Here is a 19,253-nt window from a genome sequence, read left to right on the forward strand (position 1 = left end):
TTCCTCGGAACTGTCATGACCGATAAGACCGATGCGCACCACTCCCGGGATGACGGGCTGCCCGATCCTGTGATGGAAGGCCCCGGTCTGTTTGGCGACGCCGCTCCAGGCGTCCCCGCCCCGGCCTCTCCGCCTCAAAACACATCCCCCTACCGCGTTCTGGCGCGCAAATATCGCCCCACGACGTTTGATGACCTGATTGGTCAGGAAGCCATGGTCCGCACCTTGCGGAACGCTTTCGCGCTTGGGCGCGTGGCGCATGCCTTCATGCTGACAGGCGTGCGCGGGGTCGGCAAAACCACCACGGCGCGTATTATTGCCCGTGCGCTCAACTGTATTGGCCCGGATGGCAACGGTGGCCCCACGGCAGACCCGTGCGGCGTGTGCGCCAACTGTGTGGCTATTCTGAATGACCGGCACCCCGACGTGCTGGAAATGGATGCCGCCTCCCGCACCGGCGTAGATGACGTGCGCGAGATTATTGAGGCCACGCGGTTCCGCCCCATGCAGGGCCGCATGAAAGTCTTCATCATTGATGAAGTGCACATGCTCTCGCGCAACGCCTTCAATGCGTTGCTCAAGACGCTGGAAGAGCCGCCGGCACAGGTCACCTTCATTTTTGCCACCACGGAACTGCGCAAAGTGCCGGTTACGGTGCTGTCCCGCTGCCAGCGGTTTGACCTGCGCCGCGTGCCGCAGGCGGATCTGGCCGCGCTCTTTGCCCGTATTGCTGAAAAAGAACATGTCCGGCTGTCCGAAGATGCGCTGGCGCTGATTGCGCGTGCGGCGGATGGCTCCGTGCGTGATGGTCTGTCTCTGCTGGATCAGGCCATTGCACAGGGTGAGGATGAAGCCGAGATCGATGCCTCCGTCGTCAGTGACATGCTGGGGCTGGCTGACCGGCAGGTGGTGTTTGACCTGCTGGACGCCGCCATGACCGGCAAGCCCGATCAGGCTCTGGCGCTGGCCGATGCGGCGCATGCTCGTGGGGCGGATCTGGGGCTGGTTCTGGGCGATATGCTGGATCTGATCCACACCATCTCCCGCCTGCGAGCCGTGCCGTCCCTGCGGGATTCGGCAGAAATGCCGGAAGCCGAGCGGGTGCGCGGCACCGAGATGGCCGAAGCTTTTCCCGTGCCGGTGCTGATGCGCGCCTGGCAGATGTTGGTGAAGGGCCTGAAGGAAGTGGAAATGGCACCAGACCGCCGCGCTGCGGCGGATATGGTGCTGATCCGGTTGTGTTACGTGGCGGATCTGCCCTCGCCGGAAGATCTGGTGCGGCGGCTGTCCGGGCAGGGGGGCGCTCCGGCTCCCTCTGGTGCCCAGGGCGGGGCTGCCGGGCCGGACGGGAATGCGCCCTCCGCTCTGAGTGAGGCCCGGTCTGACGGCGGCAGATCGGGCGGACAGGAAGGCCCGCCACCCCTGCGGATGGTCGCAGGAACGTCGGTTACGACCAGCGCGCCCGCTGTTGCGTCTGCCGTTGCCGTGCAGGAGCCAGAGGCTGACGCAACGCCATCCCCCGAGCCGGAAGTTGTGGCCGCGCCGGAACCGCAAGGGCCGGTGGTGCCGCGCACATGGCGTGAGGCAGTTGCTTTGGTCAAAGACCGGCGTGAGGCTCTGCTCCACGGGAATTTGCGCAACGGCGTGCATGTGGTCTCCTTCGCGCCCGGTGCCATTACCATGCGGATGCAGCCCGGCCTGCCTGCAGATTTGCCGCGCCAGTTTCAGAAGGTGCTGGAAAGCGCTTCTGAGATGCCCTGGCGTATTCGCCTCTCTCAGGAGGAAGGCGAGCCGACGCTGGATGAGCAGGGCGCGGAAATTATCCAGTTCCAGCGGCGCACCGCACAGGCGCATCCGCTGGTAAAGGCTATTCTGGCCGTCTTCCCGGATGCTGAACTGGGAGACGTGCAGGATCATGCTCTGGATGAGTATGGTCTGCCGCCGGAAGAGCCCCCGGAACTTGTCTTTGCTCCGCTTGACGCTGAGCTGCTGGACGAGGATGAACGACCTTCCGACCCGGGGCTGTCGATAGACTAGACCGAACAAACAGGCTGCACTGGTGCAGCCAGATAGGAGAGATGCTGTGAAAAATCTTGCCGGACTGATGAAGCAGGCCACTCAGATGCAGGCCAAAATGGAAGCCATGCAGAGCTCGCTGGAAGCCATGAACATTGAAGGCTCCGCAGGTGCGGGCATGGTGAAAGTTGTGCTGAGCGGCAAGGGCGACATGCGCTCCATCCAGATCGATCCCAAGCTGGCTGACCCGGCAGAAATGGAAATGCTGCAGGACCTGATTATGGCGGCCTGTGCCGATGCCCGCACCAAGCTGGATGCAACAGCAGCGGAAGAAATGCAGAAAGTCACCGGCGGCCTGAACCTGCCGGCTGGTATGAAACTGCCGTTCTGACCAGACGGAGCGCGGCATGGGCGGGCATGAAATAGAGCAGCTGATCAGGCTTTTGGGGCGGTTGCCGGGCTTTGGCCCGCGCTCTGCACGCCGCATTGCCCTGTTTTTGCTGCGTGACCCGCAGGCGCGCCTTGTGCCGCTGGCCCGTGCGCTTGAGCGTGCGGGAGAGGCCGTAAAAACCTGTTCCACCTGCGGCAATCTGGACACGGTTGACCCCTGCCATATCTGCACGGACCCCTTGCGGGACCCGAGCGTGGTGTGTGTGGTGGAAACGGTGGGAGACCTCTGGGCGCTGGAGCGCGCGGGAGTGCACCGTGGCGTGTATCAGGTGCTGGGGGGCACGCTTTCCCCTCTGGCCGGGATCGGCCCGGAAGATCTGAATATCAGCCCGCTGCTGGAGCGGCTGGAGCTGGGCAGCGTGCGGGAAGTCATTCTCGCCCTTGGCGCGACAGTAGAGGGAGCGACAACCATGCACTGGCTGATGGATAAACTGGCTTTTTACGAGGGTGTGACCGTAAGTCGCGTGGCGCAGGGTATGCCAGTGGGTGGTGCGCTGGATGTGCTGGATGATGGCACGCTGGCCGCAGCCCTTGGCGCACGGAGGCCAGCATGAACGCGCCTGAGTCCAATGCTTTTGTGCCGCTGAGCGTTTTCCCCATTTCCCCCGCTATGCCGCGCCGTGCTCTGGTGACGGGCGGCAAAGCGCGTCTGGGGCGGGCTATTGTGCTGGCTCTGGCTGAGGCCGGGTTTGATGTCGCTATCCATTACCGGGGAGACCGGGATGGGGCAGAAGAAACGCTGAAAGCTGTCGAGGCCCGTGGGCGCAAAGGCTGCCTGCTGCAAGGCGATCTGGCGCGGGAGGAAGAGGTGACCCCGCTGATCCCCGGTGCCATGGAGGCTCTGGGCGGCCCGCTGGGTGTGCTGGTGAATAACGCCTCCACTTTTGAGCGTGATGAGTGGGACAACACCACGCGGGAGAGCTGGGTGGGGCATATGAAGCCCAACCTGCGCGCCCCGTTTGTGCTGATGCAGGCCTTTGCCAAAGCCCTTCCGGCTCAGGCGGAGGGGATGATTCTGAACATGCTGGATGAGCGCGTGTGGTCTCTCACGCCGCATTTCATCAGCTATACTGTTTCCAAAAGCGCCTTGTGGACGTTGACGCAAACCATGGCGCTGGCGCTGGCGCCTAAAAAAATCCGGGTGAATGCCGTCGGCCCCGGCCCGGCGTTGCCCAGCCCGCGCCAGACCGAAGAGCAGTTTGCAAAGCAATGCGCCTCGGTGCCGCTGGGGCATGGGACCTCACCGGAGGAAGTGGCGCGGGCGGCGCTGGCCCTGCTGGCCCTGCCGTCTGTCACCGGTCAGATGCTGGCGCTGGACGGCGGGCAGCATCTGCAATGGTCACCGGCTCTCCCGCCCGGTGCGGTGCTGGAAGAATAGGACACATGACAATTTTTGCTCCCTGGGCGGACCAGCCGCCGTTGCGCCATCTGTTTTTGAAAAACATGGTGCTGGATGCCCATATCGGCGTGTTCCCGCACGAGCAGGGGGTCACGCAGCGTATTCGCGTGTCCGTCTCCTTCGGTGTGGTGGACAGGAATGATCTGGAAGTCGGCGCAGACGACCTGAGTCGCACGGTTTCTTACGAGGACGTCGTGCTGCTGGTGCGTCGTATTGTGCAGGAGGGTCATGTGCAGTTGGTGGAAACGCTGGCTGAGCGCATTGCCGCAGGTGTGCTGGCGGATACCCGCGTGCGCGTTGTGCGTGTGCTGATTGAAAAGCTGGATGTGTTTGAAGAAATTGAAGCCGTGGGCGTGGAAATAGAACGCCGCGCGTAAAAGCCGGGCACAAAAAAAGCCCGGCAGAAGCGGGCTTTTAAAGGTACATCACGATAGCGTGATGTCTGGCTGAGCAGGGGCCGGGGAATGCCCGACGCCCTGAGGCCAATCAGGAATCGTGTTCGTCCGAATCCGTGCTGACGTCGATGTCAGAGCTGATGTCATCATCATCATCGTCCAGATCGGACGTGTCTTCCATCACATCATCGCCATCGGTATCGGCATCTGTGTCGATATCGATATCTTCATCTTCTTTCTTGGCCGGAGCCGGTGTGTCTGCATGCGGTGTCAGACTGTCCGTGCTGCGACGCAGGCGGGAGACGAGTTCCGGCTGTTCCGTGCCACATTTCGGGCAAACGGCGGGAGACCTGTGCAGGTCATAGAAGCGGGCACCGCAGGACACGCAGACGCGTTTGGTGCCGAGATCGGGCTGGGACATCTTGCTACCTGTCGATCCTGGTCAGACATTGGGACAAAGCGTGTCCCGGAAAAGGACGATTCCCTTCAAACCGCGGCGCGGAAGGAAAACGATCCAGACGTATTAAGGCGAGGCCACATGCCATTGCACAGGTGTCCTGTCAAACCCTGAAGCACCGGTTACGCATATTTTTACGCAAAAAAGACGCCGTTTTCCCGCGTGCCGGATTGACTTACGGCAGGACAAGCCGGAATGAAATGACCATGACACAGCCTTCTGCTTCCCCCTCCAGCGCTCTGCGTGTTTCCCGCCCAGCTTCGTCCCTCAGCGGCAAAATTGCCGTGCCGGGTGACAAATCCATCAGCCACCGCGCCCTGATGTTTGCAGCGCTTGCCAAAGGCGAGACGCGCATTGTGGGCCTGCTGGAAGGCGAGGATGTGCTGCGCACTGCTGCCGCCATGCGGGCGCTTGGCGCAAAAATCTCCCGGGAAGACGATGGCCGCTGGCATGTGCATGGCTGCGGTCTGGGGGAATTGCAGGAACCCGCAGATGTGCTGGACATGGGCAATTCCGGCACGGCGGCGCGTCTGCTGTCCGGCCTGCTGGCCAGCCACGGCATTATGTCCGTCATGACCGGGGATGCCAGTCTCCGCCGCCGCCCGATGAAGCGCGTGATGGACCCGCTGGCAGGCACAGGGGCGACGTTCCTTGCGCGGGAAGGCGGGCGTCTGCCGCTGGCCATTCAGGGTAACGCGCAGCCGGCACCACTGTCCTACCGTCTGCCGGTGGCGTCCGCGCAGGTGAAATCCGCAGTTCTGCTGGCGGGCCTGAATGCGGAAGGTGTGACGCAGGTGGAAGAGCCTGTGCCGACCCGTGACCATACGGAAAACATGCTGCGCCACTTTGGCGCGCACGTCACGGTGGACGAAACGCCGGACGGTGGGCGCATTATCCGGCTGGAAGGCAAGCCGCGTCTGGTGGCGCGGGATGTAACTGTGCCGGGTGACCCGTCTTCTGCCGCTTTTGTGCTGGTGGCGGCCCTGCTGGTGCCGGGGTCTGATGTGTTGATTTCCAATGTGGGGCTGAACCTGCTCCGCACCGGCCTGTTCACCACCTTGCGGGAAATGGGCGGGCGTCTGGATATTCTGGATGAGCGCACGGAGGGTGGCGAGCCGGTGGGTGACCTGCATGTGCGGGCCTCCTCGCTTCAGGCCGTGGATGTCCCGGCAGATCGTGCACCGTCCATGATTGATGAATACCCCATTCTCGCCGTGGCTGCGGCGTATGCCTCGGGCATTTCCCGCCTGCGTGGGCTTGCTGAACTGCGAGTGAAGGAAAGCGACCGTCTGGCCTCCACCGTAGCGCTGCTGGAAAATAATGGCGTGCGCACCCGCATTGATGGCGATGACCTGATTATCCATGGCACTGGCGGCCATATTCCCGGCGGCGGTCTGGTGGAAACCCATATGGACCATCGTCTGGCCATGAGTGCCTCTGTGTTGGGACTGGTGACGGAAAAGCCGGTGGATATTGATGATACCGCGTTTATTGACACCAGCTTCCCCGGTTATTTCACACTGATGAACAGCCTTGGTGCAGGGTTTTCAGCATGATGCGCGGCGGTCCGGTTCTTGCGGTTGATGGCCCGGCAGCGGCAGGTAAAGGCACGCTGGCCAAGCGTCTGGCCGCAGAACTGAACCTGCCTTATCTGGATACAGGCCTGCTCTATCGGGCTGTGGGGCGTCTGGTGCTGGATGCCGGGCAGGACCCGGCAGCTCCGGCTGAAGAGTTTGCCCGCACGCTGAAGGCGGAAGATACCCAGCGTAAAGACCTGCGCACGCAGGAAGTAGCTCGTGCCGCCAGTCAGGTTGCATCCCAGCCCGCAGTGCGTAGTGCACTGGTGGAAACGCAGCGTCGGTTTGCGCAGGCGCGTGGCGGGGTGCTGGATGGGCGGGATATTGGCACGGCCATTTTCCCGGATGCGGATGTCAAACTGTTCATCACGGCCTCTCCGGCTACGCGGGCGCTCCGCCGCTTTTTGCAGTTGGGGGAAGACCCGAAGACGGAGGGTGCGGAGGCACGTCTGGCCGAGATGGCAGCGGCTTTAAAAGCAAGGGATGCCGCAGACGCCGGGCGCGAAGCGGCCCCCATGCAGGTGGCAGCAGATGCGGTTGTGATTGAGACAGACACACTCAGCGCGGATGCCGTTCTGGCTGAAGCGCTGCGGGTTGTGCGGGAGCGACTCGACACCCACGCAGGCTGAGGTCTTGCGAGGGCTGCAAAAAGAAGTTCTCACGAAATCAATAATTTTACCGCTATCCCCCATCAAAATCCGCCGGATTGTGTTGACAAGCCGCCGGTGGTGGGTGTCTCTGCCCTCAGATGCCTGTTGTTTGCAGCGGGTTTCCTTTTCAGTCAGGGTCGCGGGAACCAGACGGGCCAGAGGGTCCGTTCCCTTTTCCGCGGCAAGTCGTGCTGCCGGCAGGCGGTGCGCAGGAAGTGTCGGCTGTATTTTTCGGGCCGATGCAGGATTTACAGTTACACATGGCTTCAGCCGCAACCCCGGCCACGGATCATTTCCGTGGCGAAGATTTTGCTTCCCTTCTTGACGAGACCCTCGGCCGCGATACCGGCTTTGACGGGTCCGTTGTGCGTGGGCGCATTGTCCGCCTGACCGACGAATTCGCGATTGTCGATGTTGGTCTGAAGAGCGAAGGCCGCGTTTCCCTGCGCGAATTTGCTCCTCAGGGTGTCACACCCGATGTCAAACCGGGTGACGTTGTTGAGCTGTATGTTGAGCGTTACGAAGACCGTGACGGCAGCATCGTGCTCTCTCGTGAAAAAGCCCGCCGTGAAGAAGCCTGGACGAACCTTGAAAAAGCGTTCGAAGCAAACCAGCGCGTCAACGGCACCATCTATGGCCGCGTTAAAGGTGGCTTCACGGTTGATCTGGGTGGCGCCATGGCGTTCCTGCCCGGCAGCCAGGTTGATATCCGCCCCGTGCGTGACGTCAGCCCGCTGATGGGTGTTCCGCAGCCGTTCCAGATCCTGAAAATGGATCGTGCACGTGGCAACATCGTTGTCTCCCGTCGTGCCGTTCTGGAAGAAACCCGCGCAGAACAGCGCAGCGAACTGATCCAGGGCCTGACTGAAGGCATGATCCTGGACGGCGTTGTGAAGAACATCACCGATTACGGTGCGTTCGTTGACCTCGGCGGCGTTGACGGCCTGCTGCATGTGACCGACATCGCATGGAAGCGCATCAACCACCCGTCTGAAGCTCTGCAGATCGGCCAGCCGGTACGTGTGCAGGTTATCCGCTTCAACCCGGATACGCAGCGCATCTCCCTGGGCATGAAGCAGCTTGAAGCTGATCCGTGGGAAAATGTTGCCCTGAAGTACCCGCCGGGTGCGCGTTACACGGGCCGCGTGACCAACATCACCGATTACGGCGCATTTGTTGAGCTGGAGCCGGGCGTTGAAGGTCTGGTGCACGTTTCCGAAATGTCCTGGACGAAGAAGAACGTCCATCCGGGCAAGATCGTTGCTACTTCTCAGGAAGTCGACGTGATGGTTCTGGATGTGGACAGCGCGAAGCGCCGCATCTCTCTGGGCCTCAAGCAGGTTCAGCGCAACCCGTGGGAGCAGTTCGCGGAAGAGCACAAAATCGGCTCCACCGTAGAAGGCGAAATCCGCAACATCACCGAGTTCGGTCTGTTTGTTGGTCTGTCTGCAGACATCGACGGCATGGTTCACATGTCCGACCTGTCCTGGGACGAAACCGGCGAAGAAGCCATGAAGCACTACGAAAAGGGCCAGGTTGTCAAAGCCAAGGTTCTGGACGTGGATGTCGAGAAAGAACGTATCTCTCTCGGTATCAAGCAGCTTCAGGAAGATCCGGCAGCTGACGTTCTGACGAGCGTTCAGAAAGGTGCCATCGTGACCTGCACCGTCACCGCAGTTCAGTCCAACGGGATTGAAGTGAAGGTTGACGACGTTCTGACCGGCTTCATCCGTCGTGCTGAACTGGCCCGTGACAAGGCTGAGCAGCGTCCGGAACGCTTTGCGGTTGGTGAACGCGTTGATGCGAAGGTGGTCTCTGTTGACCGTGCCGCTCGCAAGCTCGCGCTGACCATCAAAGGTCGCGAAGTTGAAGAAGACAAGCAGGCTATCAACGAATACGGCTCATCCGACAGCGGTGCGTCTCTCGGTGATATTCTGGGTGCGGCAATTCGTCGTCGTAACACGGATAGCTAAGACTTCTGGACCTGAGGACGGGGCGGCCTTCTGGCCCGCTTCGCCTGATGGAAGAGTGTTAAAGCAAGCCTCGAAAAAGGCGGTGTCGGAAACGACACCGCCTTTTTTGTGTTCTGCTGCCGGGGAGTGCTCATCCTCGGATTTGTGACTAGCGGGCACAGAAGACGGGGTTGTCTGGTTGGGGCGTGCATGAGAGCGTGGACCACCCTTCAGGCAGGAGTGATGCTTCCATGACGTCTCGCCCGTTTTCTGGCTCTTCGCTTCCCTCTTCTTCCCTGGCGCTTTCGGCCCGGAGTCCGACGCGGGACGCACAAAGCGCTGTGGGAAGAGAGTTGGATGGCGGAAAGAACTCTGGGTTGGAGCGGTCAGGAGGCTCTGAAATGGCAGTGCAGGGTGAGGGGCGGCCTCTCAGACGCAGGCGGCTTTTACAGTCTATGATGCTGGGTGGCTGCGCTCTTCCTGTTGCGGCAGGTCTGCTCCGCCCGTCTGCGGCGCGGGCTGCGCAGGAGGCAGAGAGCGGTGGCGGTACGCCAACAACCGGCGTGAATGGTGATCAGGGTTATGAACCTGCCGGGTCCTTTGAAATTGTCGCGGATTTTTACGGTCCGGGTCCCTCCGGCGTGGTGGTGACGGATTCCGGGCGCATTTTTGTGGGCTTTCCGCGCCATGCGGTGAACCATAAAGGGGCAACGCTGGGCGAACTGGTGCAGGGGCGTGTTGTGCCCTGGCCAGGCGCTGACCTCAGCCTGCCCTCAGCGGCGGCCCCGGCAGACCGGCTGATGTCGATCCATGGCATGACGATGGACACGCAAGGCCGGGTCTGGGCGATTGATGATGGCAAACTGGCTGGCCAGCCCTTGCAGCCGGGGGCGGCGAAACTGGTTTGCTTTGACCCGCAAACCAACCGGCTCGTGCATAAAATTGTGCTGACTTCTCCGGCTCTGCTGCCAGACAGCCACATGAATGATTTGCGCGTGGACCTGACGCACGGGCAGGCAGGCACAGCCTATGTGACCGATAGCTCCTTTGGGCACAGTCCTGCGCTGGTGGTGGTGGATATTGCCTCAGGGCGTCAGCGCCGTGTGTTGGCGACGCATCCCTCCACGCAGGCGGAGCCGGGGTTCATGGCGGTCGTGGAAGGAGTGCCGCTGGTCTATACCCCGGGCAAGCCGCTGCGCTTTGTGGTTGGCGGGGCGGATGGCGTCACGCTCAGCCCGAACAGTGACCGCCTGTTTTACGCACCTCTTACCAGCCGTCGGCTGTATAGCCTGCCCACCGCTTTGCTGGCCGATCCGACTGTGAGTGAGGCCGCGCTGGCGGCAGCCGTCAAAGATGAAGGGGAGAAGGGCACAGCCGACGGGCTGGCGACCGATGCGCAGGGGCGGATTTACACGACCAATTTTGAGCAGGATTGTATCTTGCGGCGCAATACGGATGGTTCATTTGACCTGATGGTGCATGACCCGCGTATTCTCTCGCCTGATGGGATTTTCTGCACCAAAACGCATGTTTATTGCACCCTAGGGCAATGGAACCGTCTGGCCAGCTTTAACGGTGGGCAGGACAAAAGAAAGCCGCCCTACCACCTGATCCGTTTCCCGATTGAGCCCATCCCGTCGTATAATACAGAACAGAAAATCTGATTTCTTCCGATCAGTTCATCTGTTTGCAGTTTTGACTATGCCGGCTTTCAGAAATTCATTCCCGTGCCGCTTTGTTGTGCGGCTTACAGCGCGGACATGTGCAGGTAGAGAAGCTCAAGAAAATCTGCCAGAGATTTCAGGGGTTTTTTCTGTTCAAGGCAGTCTTTTGCAAAAAGGAGCGCTGCCTTCTGGCGTGTTGTGCGGGTTGGCTGGTCGGTCAGGACAGAGAAATCTGCAACATGCGCGTAGCCAATGCTGCGGCGGATGATTTCAGCAGCACAGAATCCTGCCATATCCTGAAAAACATTTTGGATAAAAAGAGACTTTTCAAAATTCTGTGTCGATTTGTCTGTGGTCGCGTAATAGAGGGTTGAACGATCCTCTGCCCATTCTCTCTCTTGCCACAAGGCAAGGAAGCGTTTTTTGAAACTTGTCCAGAAGGTCTGGATCATATCCAGATGCAGAGCCTGCCCGGCACGATCGGATGTGGCGAAAAGACTGAGAATAAGATTGCCGACAAACAGTCCCGCATCAAACCCGATCGGCCCGTAGGTGGCAAATTCCCCGTCAATAATCCGGGTATCAGTGCCCGTCGTCATGATGGAGCCTGTATGCAGGTCCCCATGCAGCAGAGCCTGCGGAGTGCATAAAAAGCGCAGACGGAGACTATCAATACGGGCTTGCACTGCCGGACTGGTGCGCAGGGCGGCAACAATCGGGGTGAGTTGCGGGTCTGCCCAGTGATTGCGTGGGTGGTCGTGGTACGGGTCCGTCAGAACCAGATCGACCGTAATGCGGGTCAGGGTCTGGTTGCGGGCAAAACAGATCTGCCGGTCCATAATTCGTTCAAACGGTTCCGCCAGCAGGGATGTCGCGAACGTGCTGCGGGCGACAAAATCGCCAACCTGCGCCGCAACAGCAGGGTGATAATGTCCGGCCATCATGGCGGTTCGCATCACCGTATGTCCGGACAGGCTGGGGACAATCAGAATGAACTGCTCAGGGTCAAAATGCAGACACTCTGTGGTCAGGTCTGGCACATGTGGAAAGACGGCGCGCAGATAGGCGGCTTCAAAAAACGTACGGTCCAGCGGCATTTTCCAGGCCGGGTCAACCCGCACATGCGGCAACGCCTGTTTGAGACAAACACCGCCATCTGGACCTTCTGCCACAAACACCATGTTGAGGTTGCCATCACTGACTTCCCACACGCGCCATTCGGCTGGTGTGCCGCCAAGGCGCGCTGCAATAGGGGGGAGGGAGGCAATAACCGTCCGGACGCCTTCAAGGTCCAGAGTGGTGTAGGGAGAAGCCTGCTGCAATTCTGGCGTCGTCATGATGACTCTGTTTTTCCGGGCTTAGTCATGCCGTGTGGGTGAAGGCTGCCCACACAGCAAAGGAAACGCACGGACAGGGCGTGTCACCCCGTCCGCAAAACACCTTAATCCAGACAGGCCTGTTTGAAAGCCTTAAACGCGTGCGCGCGGTGGCTGATGGCGTTTTTCTCGGCTTCTTCCATTTCGGCAAAGGTCCGGCTTTCCCCCGTGGGGGTAAAAATCGGGTCATAGCCATGGCCTTTTTCACCGCGCGGTGGCCAGGTGATGCTGCCATCCACACGGCCTTCAAAGCTGCGGGTGGTGCCGTCTGGCCAGGCAAGGCACAGTACGCAGATAAACCACGCATCGCGCTCGTCCGAGCCAATGCCTTCTTCAATGCGCGCCATGGCGGCAGGGAAGTCCTTGTTCGGGCCAGCCCAGCGGGCGGAGTAAATGCCCGGAGCACCGCCGAGTGCGCTGACGCACAGGCCGGAATCATCCGCCAGAGCGGGCAGGCCGGTGGCTTTGGCCGCAGCCAGAGCCTTAAGCGCCGCATTGCCGGCAAACGTGGTGGCGGTTTCTTCCGGTTCTGGCAGATTGAGGTCCCCGGCAGACAGCACGGTGACTCCAAAATCCGCCAGCAGCGTGGAAAACTCTGCCAGCTTGCCGGCATTATGGCTGGCCAGAACCAGTTTGCTGCCAGCCTCCAGTTTGCCGTGCGTCATGTTAGCGGTTCTCCGCCGTTTCAACGGCCAGTGTCTGGGCGTCAAACAGAACGGACACGCCGGTGCGGGCCAGAGCAAACAGCTCGTTGAAGGCATCTTCCGTGAAAGGTGCCTCTTCCGCGGTGCCCTGAATTTCCACAATGCGGCGGTCAGCGGTCAGCACGAAATTGGTGTCGGCTGCGGCGGCGCTGTCTTCTTCGTAATCCAGATCCAGCACCGGGCCGGCTTTGGTCAGACCGCAGGACACGGCAGCAACCTGCCCGCGCAGCGGCATGTGGCTCAGTACGTTTTTGGCCACCAGCTGGCCAAGGGCCAGACGCAGGGCGACCCACGCGCCGGTAATGGAGGCGCAGCGCGTGCCGCCATCAGCGTTCAGCACGTCACAATCCAGCGTGATGCTCATTTCACCCAGAGCAGCCAGATCCACGACGGAGCGCAGGGAGCGGCCAATAAGGCGCTGGATTTCCTGCGTGCGGCCAGACTGCTTGCCCTTGGCGGCTTCACGGTTGCCACGGGTGTGGGTGGCGCGGGGCAGCATGCCGTATTCTGCCGTGACCCAGCCGGTGCCTTTGCCGCGCAGGAAGGGCGGAACCCGACTTTCAACACTGGCGACGCAGAGAACTTCCGTCCCCCCGACGCGGATCAGCGCCGAGCCTTCCGCGTGGCGGGCAAAGCCGGTTTCAATGGTGACGGGGCGCATCTGGTTGGGCTGGCGGCCGGAGGGACGCATGGGAAGCTCCTTAAGAAAGATTATTCTCTGCACATAAAGTGCTTTTGGCGGGAGCGAAACCATGGAGCTGTTTCATTGTTTTTCTTGTCATGCAGGGCGGAGATGCGCAGAAGCAGAAGAGTCCTGTTGTGAAGGAGGAGCCTGACCCTCATGAAACGTGGTCTGCGACCTGCAAAACCCGTTCTGCCGCCGGGGCTGGATTCCCGGTCCGCCACCATTCTGCGTGAAATTGTGGAGGAATATGTGGCCAGTGGGGAGCCTGTGGGCTCCCGCACGCTGTCCCGTCGGCTCGGGTTGCCGTTGTCTCCGGCCACCATTCGCAATGTCATGGCGTCTCTGACCGAAGCAGGCTTGCTGTTTTCTCCTCATACGTCCGCCGGACGCCTGCCGACGGAAGCCGGTTTGCGCCTGTTTGTGGATGGTTTGTTGCAGTTTGGCAGCCTCTCGGAAGAGGAATGCCGTGCCATCGGGCAGTCGCTGGAAGCGCGGGGGCGGTCCTTGCAGGATACGCTAACGGAAGCATCCTCCCTGTTGTCCGGCATGTCTGATGCGGCCGGGCTGGTGATTGCGCCAAAAGGGGAGGGTGGCGTCAAACATATTGAATTTGTGGCGTTGGGCGGAAACCGGGCGCTGGTTGTGCTGGTGGGCACGGATGGGCATGTGGAAAATCGGGTGATTGAAACGCCCGTTGGCATGCCGCCCTCTGCACTGGTGGAGGCCGCAAACTATCTGAATGCTCACACGATTGGGGCGACCCTCCCGGACCTGCGGGAGCGGGTCGGGGCGGATATTGCCGAAAATCGCAGCGCTTTGGATCAGCTGACAGCCGACGTGGTGGAAAGCGGTCTGGCGATCTGGGGGGGCGGCGGAGACGAACGCGGCGGCACCCTGATTATTCGCGGGCAGGGCAAATTACTGTCGGATGTGGATGGGCAGGAGCGACTGCTGGCCATTCAGGCCTTGTTTGACCGGCTGGAGCGGCAGGAAACCATGCTGCGTCTGCTGGAATTAGCGGAACATTCAGAAGGTGTGCGTATCTTTATTGGTGCGGAAAGCGGGCTGTTTGGCGGCACCGGCATGTCCATGGTCGTGGCCCCGGCCCGGAATGAGGCCAACAGGATTGTCGGCGCGATTGGTGTCATTGGCCCCACACGCATCAATTACGGTCGGATTGTCCCGGTTGTGGATTATACGGCGCGTTTTTTGGGTGAAATGCTCGGTTAAGGGCAAAATTCGCCATCATCTGGTCAGGAAGAGCGACGAGACTGGAGACGACAGCGCATGAGAATGGTAAAGGGACCTGCATGACAAGAACTCCGTCTTCTGGTGAACCCGGGTCTTCTTCCAATAATAATGAGGGAAGAGACGCATCTTCCCGACATGGTCCCGCATGGCGCAGGCCGCGTTTCCGCCAGTGGCGGGGGCTGCTTGGTACCGTCGCGGCTCTGGCGCTGGTGGGTACCACGGGGGCGGTCGTCCTCATCTGGACCCAGTACGAAGGGATTGTGGCCGATCTGCCAACGGTTGAAGGGCTGCGCACCTATCAGCCGCCGGTGATGAGCCGCCTTTATGCGTCGGATGACCGGCTGATTGCCGAACTGGCGGATGAGCGCCGCGTGTTTGTGCCCTCCAGCGCCATCCCGGACCGGGTGAAGAACGCCTTTATTGCTGCGGAAGACCAGAAGTTCTGGACCCACAAGGGCGTGGACCCCATGGCCATTGCCCGTGCTGGTCTGACGGATCTGACGCGCGGCAAGGGACGCAGGCCGATTGGTGCGTCCACCATCACGCAGCAGGTGGCGCGTGTCATGCTGCTGGGCAGTAATGCAGTCTCCATGAAGCGAAAGGCCAAGGAAGCCTTCCTCGCCATGCGGATTGAGCAGGTTCTGCCCAAGGAAAAGATTCTCGAAATCTATCTGAATGAAATCTATCTGGGCAGCGGTGCTTACGGGATTGGCGCTGCGGCGCAGACCTACTTCAATAAACCGCTGGATCAGCTGGATGATGCGGAAGCGGCCTTCCTGGGTGCGCTGCCCAAATCGCCCACCAATTACAATCCGGTTCGTTTCCCTGAGGCCGCCCGTGGCCGGCGGAACTGGGTGCTGGAGCGTATGGCGGAAACCGGCTCGCTGACGCATGAAGCAGCACGCGCTGCCGAGGCTGAACCGCTGATCCCGCATACGTTTGTGCGCCCCGGTCCGGCCCCCGGCTCCGAATGGTTTGCTGAGGAAGTGCGCCGCCAGCTGCTGGAAAAATACGGTCAGGACATGACCATGCAGGGCGGGCTGGATGTGCATACCAGTCTGGACCCCGCCCTTCAGCTGACAGCGCAGACTGTGCTGCGTCAGGGGCTGATGGCGTATGACCGTGCGCATGGTGGCTGGCGTGGGCCGGTGAAGCACCTGCAAACCGTCAATGCCTCTTCGTCTCAGGAAGAATGGGTTGCTGCCCTGAATGCGGAAGCTGTGCCGCTGGGCATGCTGGACCAGTGGCGTCTGGCCGTCGTGCTGGACCCGGCGCATGGTCGTGTTGGCTGGCTGGAAGGTGCTGTTGTGCGCCGTGGAGCCGCCATGCAGGGTGGCACACCGCAGACGGGTGCGATTCAGGATCGTGATTTGGCGTGGACCCGGCGTTTCAGGCTGCTGAAAGCGGGCGATCTGGTGATGATCGAACCGCAGGCCGGAAGCAGCCGCGTGGCCTTGATGCAGGTGCCGCATGTAGAAGGCGCCGTGGTGACGCTGAATGCACGCACCGGGCGTGTTATGGCGCTGGTGGGCGGCTGGTCGTTCCAGACCTCGCAGTTTGATCGTGCCACGCAGGCGCTGCGTCAGCCCGGTTCGTCCTTCAAACCGTTTGTGTATTTGCAGGCCATGGAGCAGGGCATTTCGCCCTCGCAGTCGTTTGATGATTCGCCGGTGTCTTATGGCACCTGGCACCCGAACAACTACGAGAAAGATTTCTGGGGGCCGACCTCTCTGCATGACGCCCTGCGGGAATCCCGCAATCTGGTGACCATCCGTCTGGCAGCCCATATCGGCATCAAGAACGTGGCGGATCTGGCGACCCGAATCGGGCTGGTGGATTCCATGCCGCACGTGCTGCCCGCAGCGCTGGGGGCCGTGGAAACCACAGTGCTGAAGGAAGCAGGAGCCTACGCTTCCCTTGCGGCAGGTGGCCGGAAAGTCACTCCTACCCTGATTGATGATGTGCAGGACCGTGAAGGCCATGTGATCTGGCGGCCGGAGGGCATTTCTCTGGTGTCCGCGTCTGCGCAGACAGGGGATGCTGCGGCCACGCCGCCCGTACCCGGCCAGCCTTCGGATGCCGATGCCATCTTCCCTGATGCGCCCAAGGGGCAGGACGCAGGCAAGGTTCCCGCACCGGCCGCAGCGCCTGTGCAGGATAATGCCGTCAAGATCATCATGCCGGGGCAGGATGAGATTCCGGAAGTGCAGGATAATCGCCCGCGTGTGGCCTCGGAGCAGAGCGCATTCCAGATTACGACCATGCTGCAGGACGTCATCCGGCGTGGAACCGGCGTGCAGGCCGGGAAGGGGATTGATAACCCCGTGGCTGGCAAAACCGGCACCAGCCAGAACTTTAATGACGCATGGTTTGCAGGTTATTCGCCTGATCTGGTGACGGTGGTGTGGATCGGATTTGATACGCCGGAGTCACTGGGTAAGAACGAAACCGGCGGGGCTATTGCCGGGCCGATCTGGAACAAGGTGATGAAAACAGCACTCGAAGGTCGGTCGAAGCTGGATTTTGCCGCGCCGGAGGGTGTCACGCTGGTGCGGTATGATACGGGTCGTGGTGTGGCGATTGATGCCTTTAAACCGGGCCAGATTCCGGGTGTGAGCGTCAGTCTGGCGGATAATGGGGCCTCTCACGAGTTGACGGCGGCGGATACGGGTGCGGAAAACATGCCGGATTCGGAAAGTGATATGGCGGCCGGTGCCGGTCAGTCTGGCACAGGCGCCGCCAGCCCCGGTCAGACTGCAACACCGGGTGCAGCAAAAGCGCCCCCTGCCGCGTCCGGGGGTGACATTGGCATGGGCGGCCTTTATTGAGGCCGTTCACACGTGAGAATTTTATAAAGACCTGATGGAGAGACGGCCCGATGTCGGCTGAGACAGAAGCCCTTAATGACCAGATCAAGCAGTCGGTGGCACTGCTGAGGAGGCATCTTTAACTGGGATGTCGCCCAGGCCCGACTTGCCGAACTGAACAACCGGGCCGAAGACCCGGATTTGTGGAATGATTCCGACGCCGCCCAGAAGCTGATGCGTGAACGCACCCTGCTGGCCGGGCAGGTGGAAGGCGTGCAGAAGCTGGAAACCAGCGTGCAGGACGCCTGTGAGCTGGTGGAAATGGCGGAAGCCGAAGGGGATGCGGAGATTGTGGCGGAAGCTACAGCAGCCCTGAAGGCTCTGGCGGAAGAAGCCAAACGCCGTGAGACCGAAAGCCTGTTGTCTGGCGAAGCGGATAGCAATGACTGCTATCTGGAAGTCAACGCCGGTGCCGGCGGGACGGAAGCGCAGGACTGGGCAGAAATGATGCTGCGCATGTACACCCGCTGGGCGGAAGCTCATGGGTACAAAGTTACGCTGATGGAAAGCTCGGAAGGTGAACAGGCCGGGTTGAAGTCCGCCACCATTCTGGTTTCCGGCCCGAATGCCTACGGCTGGCTGAAAACCGAGGCCGGGGTGCATCGTCTGGTGCGTATCTCCCCGTTTGATGCCGCGGCACGCCGCCAGACGTCCTTTGCATCCGTCTGGGTCTATCCGGTGATTGACGATTCGATTGAGATCGAAGTGAACGATTCCGACCTTAAGGTCGATACGTTCCGCGCTTCTGGCGCGGGTGGTCAGCACGTTAACAAGACCGATTCGGCCATTCGTATTACCCATATGCCCACGGGCATTGTGGTGGCGTGTCAGACCGACCGTTCCCAGCATCGCAACCGTGCAACGGCTATGCAGATGCTGCGGGCCCGTTTGTATGAGGCGGAACTGCAAAAGCGTGAGGCCGCTGCGGCTGCTACGGAAGCGGCCAAGACAGACATCGGCTGGGGGCACCAGATACGTTCTTACGTTCTGGCTCCGTACCAGATGGTGAAGGATCTGCGCACCAACGTGGAAACAGGGAACCCCAGCGCTGTGCTGGATGGGGATCTGGATGCGTTCATGGCGGCGGCCCTTGCGGCCCGGGTTGGCGCAACCCGCTCTGAGGCGAGTGCTAACGCGCAATAAACTGCACGTTTATGAAGTGTTAAAAAACGGGCCTCTTCGGGGCCCGTTTTTTTATATTGCGTGGATATGGGGAACCACGACAGATTCATGAACGTTACAAAGAATTTTTTTTTAAATAAGACTGGGCTCAAAACAGGCAGAGAGGCGTCTGTTTTCGAGGCATCCTTACAGAAAGTGGCTTTTTTCTGCCGATTTGTGCACGGTGCCTGTTTTATGAGCCTTCTGCTCCCAAACAAGGCAGCGTTCATTTTCGATCAAGAACATTCTTGACATATTTGCTGTCAAATTGCCCAATCAGGGTCAGGAAGATGGCAGCCATGCAGCTCTGTCAGTCTATTCCAGTGCTGAGGCACGAAATGTTGGTGCAGGGCCATCAGTTTTTGATGCCATAGATCAGGTGATGGCGCTGGCCAGTGTTTCTTTGGCTGGCGTGGAAGAAGGAGGATGTAGAAATATGAAGGACCACGCGCAACAGCAACAGAGTCCGGTGCGCTTTGTCATCGGAACAGGAGCTGTTGTCGGTGTTGTTGCTCTGCTGGTTGTGATTCTGCTGCATCTCTTGGCGGTTATGGGACTTATGTACGGCATGGGAACGTCTGCGAGCGTTCCGGTTACGCATCCGCCGATCAAGACCAGAATTCTGCCACCACCGCCACCACCACCGCCC

At 60.5% G+C, this 19,253-nt stretch carries 16 protein-coding genes and 1 pseudogene; 13 read left to right on the plus strand and 4 right to left on the minus strand.

What is annotated here, in order from left to right; all coding sequences use genetic code 11:
• Positions 1–15 precede the first annotated feature (15 nt).
• Genes KP703_RS03550 through folB form a run of 5 tightly spaced genes read left to right on the plus strand, consistent with a single transcriptional unit; the run spans position 16 to position 4,242 of the window.
• Positions 16–2,037 (plus strand): DNA polymerase III subunit gamma/tau, encoded by a 2,022-nt coding sequence (locus KP703_RS03550; protein WP_215753818.1) that lies wholly within the window; start codon positions 16–18, stop codon positions 2,035–2,037.
• Positions 2,038–2,083: 46 nt separating this feature from the next.
• Complete coding sequence (locus KP703_RS03555) at positions 2,084–2,407, plus strand: YbaB/EbfC family nucleoid-associated protein (protein ID WP_043550420.1); 324 nt, start codon at positions 2,084–2,086, stop codon at positions 2,405–2,407.
• 16 nt (positions 2,408–2,423) lie between these two features.
• Positions 2,424–3,020 (plus strand): recombination mediator RecR, encoded by a 597-nt coding sequence (recR, locus tag KP703_RS03560; RefSeq protein WP_215753819.1) that lies wholly within the window; start codon positions 2,424–2,426, stop codon positions 3,018–3,020.
• Between the two features lie 23 nt (positions 3,021–3,043).
• Complete coding sequence (locus KP703_RS03565) at positions 3,044–3,844, plus strand: SDR family oxidoreductase (RefSeq protein ID WP_082779411.1); 801 nt, start codon at positions 3,044–3,046, stop codon at positions 3,842–3,844.
• 5 nt (positions 3,845–3,849) lie between these two features.
• Positions 3,850–4,242 carry a dihydroneopterin aldolase gene (gene folB, locus KP703_RS03570; RefSeq protein WP_043550422.1) on the plus strand — a complete coding sequence of 131 codons (393 nt, stop codon included), beginning with the start codon at positions 3,850–3,852 and terminating at the stop codon, positions 4,240–4,242.
• A 109-nt stretch (positions 4,243–4,351) separates the two neighbouring features.
• Here folB and KP703_RS03575 read toward each other — a convergent pair whose 3' ends face one another.
• Positions 4,352–4,681: a TIGR02300 family protein gene (locus tag KP703_RS03575; protein ID WP_062141136.1), complete on the minus strand. Its 330-nt coding sequence runs from the start codon at positions 4,679–4,681 to the stop codon at positions 4,352–4,354.
• A gap of 236 nt (positions 4,682–4,917) precedes the next feature.
• Between KP703_RS03575 and aroA the strand changes: the two genes are divergently transcribed.
• The 4 genes from aroA (at position 4,918) to KP703_RS03595 (ending at position 10,560) form a co-directional block, all read left to right on the plus strand.
• A complete protein-coding gene (aroA, locus tag KP703_RS03580; protein ID WP_197463940.1) occupies positions 4,918–6,273 on the plus strand; it encodes a 3-phosphoshikimate 1-carboxyvinyltransferase in 1,356 nt (451 codons plus the stop codon).
• On the plus strand, positions 6,270–6,923 hold the full coding sequence (locus KP703_RS03585) for a d(CMP) kinase (protein ID WP_215753820.1): 654 nt from the start codon (positions 6,270–6,272) through the stop codon (positions 6,921–6,923). The genes aroA and KP703_RS03585 overlap by 4 nt, the downstream gene beginning before the upstream one ends.
• Positions 6,924–7,204: 281 nt before the next feature.
• Positions 7,205–8,917 carry a 30S ribosomal protein S1 gene (gene rpsA / locus KP703_RS03590; RefSeq protein WP_043550426.1) on the plus strand — a complete coding sequence of 571 codons (1,713 nt, stop codon included), beginning with the start codon at positions 7,205–7,207 and terminating at the stop codon, positions 8,915–8,917.
• Between the two features lie 434 nt (positions 8,918–9,351).
• Positions 9,352–10,560, plus strand: coding sequence for an L-dopachrome tautomerase-related protein (locus KP703_RS03595; protein ID WP_373687432.1), 1,209 nt, complete (start codon positions 9,352–9,354; stop codon positions 10,558–10,560).
• Positions 10,561–10,643: 83 nt separating this feature from the next.
• Here the strand turns inward: KP703_RS03595 and mtnK are convergent, their stop codons facing one another.
• The 3 genes from mtnK to rph all read right to left on the minus strand — a co-directional run bounded on the left by mtnK (position 10,644) and on the right by rph (position 13,331).
• The gene (gene mtnK / locus KP703_RS03600) at positions 10,644–11,897 is read right to left on the minus strand and encodes an S-methyl-5-thioribose kinase (protein WP_215753821.1); all 1,254 of its coding nucleotides are present in this window, start codon (positions 11,895–11,897) and stop codon (positions 10,644–10,646) included.
• A gap of 104 nt (positions 11,898–12,001) precedes the next feature.
• A complete protein-coding gene (gene rdgB, locus KP703_RS03605) occupies positions 12,002–12,601 on the minus strand; it encodes an RdgB/HAM1 family non-canonical purine NTP pyrophosphatase (RefSeq protein WP_062141128.1) in 600 nt (199 codons plus the stop codon).
• A 1-nt stretch (position 12,602) separates the two neighbouring features.
• On the minus strand, positions 12,603–13,331 hold the full coding sequence (gene rph, locus KP703_RS03610; RefSeq protein WP_062141126.1) for a ribonuclease PH: 729 nt from the start codon (positions 13,329–13,331) through the stop codon (positions 12,603–12,605).
• Between the two features lie 150 nt (positions 13,332–13,481).
• Here rph and hrcA point away from each other — a divergent pair, with 150 nt between their 5' ends.
• From hrcA to KP703_RS03630, 4 genes and pseudogenes are all read left to right on the plus strand, one after another.
• Complete coding sequence (hrcA, locus tag KP703_RS03615) at positions 13,482–14,555, plus strand: heat-inducible transcriptional repressor HrcA (protein ID WP_062250330.1); 1,074 nt, start codon at positions 13,482–13,484, stop codon at positions 14,553–14,555.
• 80 nt (positions 14,556–14,635) lie between these two features.
• Complete coding sequence (locus KP703_RS03620; protein ID WP_215753822.1) at positions 14,636–17,404, plus strand: penicillin-binding protein 1A; 2,769 nt, start codon at positions 14,636–14,638, stop codon at positions 17,402–17,404.
• A gap of 50 nt (positions 17,405–17,454) precedes the next feature.
• Positions 17,455–18,586, plus strand: a protein-coding gene (gene prfB / locus KP703_RS03625; RefSeq protein WP_215753823.1) for a peptide chain release factor 2 whose coding sequence is annotated in 2 segments (ribosomal slippage) — positions 17,455–17,523 and positions 17,525–18,586 — 1,131 coding nt in all. Because the reading frame shifts where the segments join, the coding sequence is not laid out codon by codon here.
• Positions 18,587–18,872: 286 nt separating this feature from the next.
• A pseudogene (locus tag KP703_RS03630) lies at positions 18,873–19,253 on the plus strand (hypothetical protein); the annotation flags it as partial.

Origin of the sequence: Acetobacter sp. P5B1 (assembly GCF_018811985.1) — a bacterium.
In the GTDB taxonomy this organism is placed as follows: domain Bacteria; phylum Pseudomonadota; class Alphaproteobacteria; order Acetobacterales; family Acetobacteraceae; genus Acetobacter; species Acetobacter cerevisiae.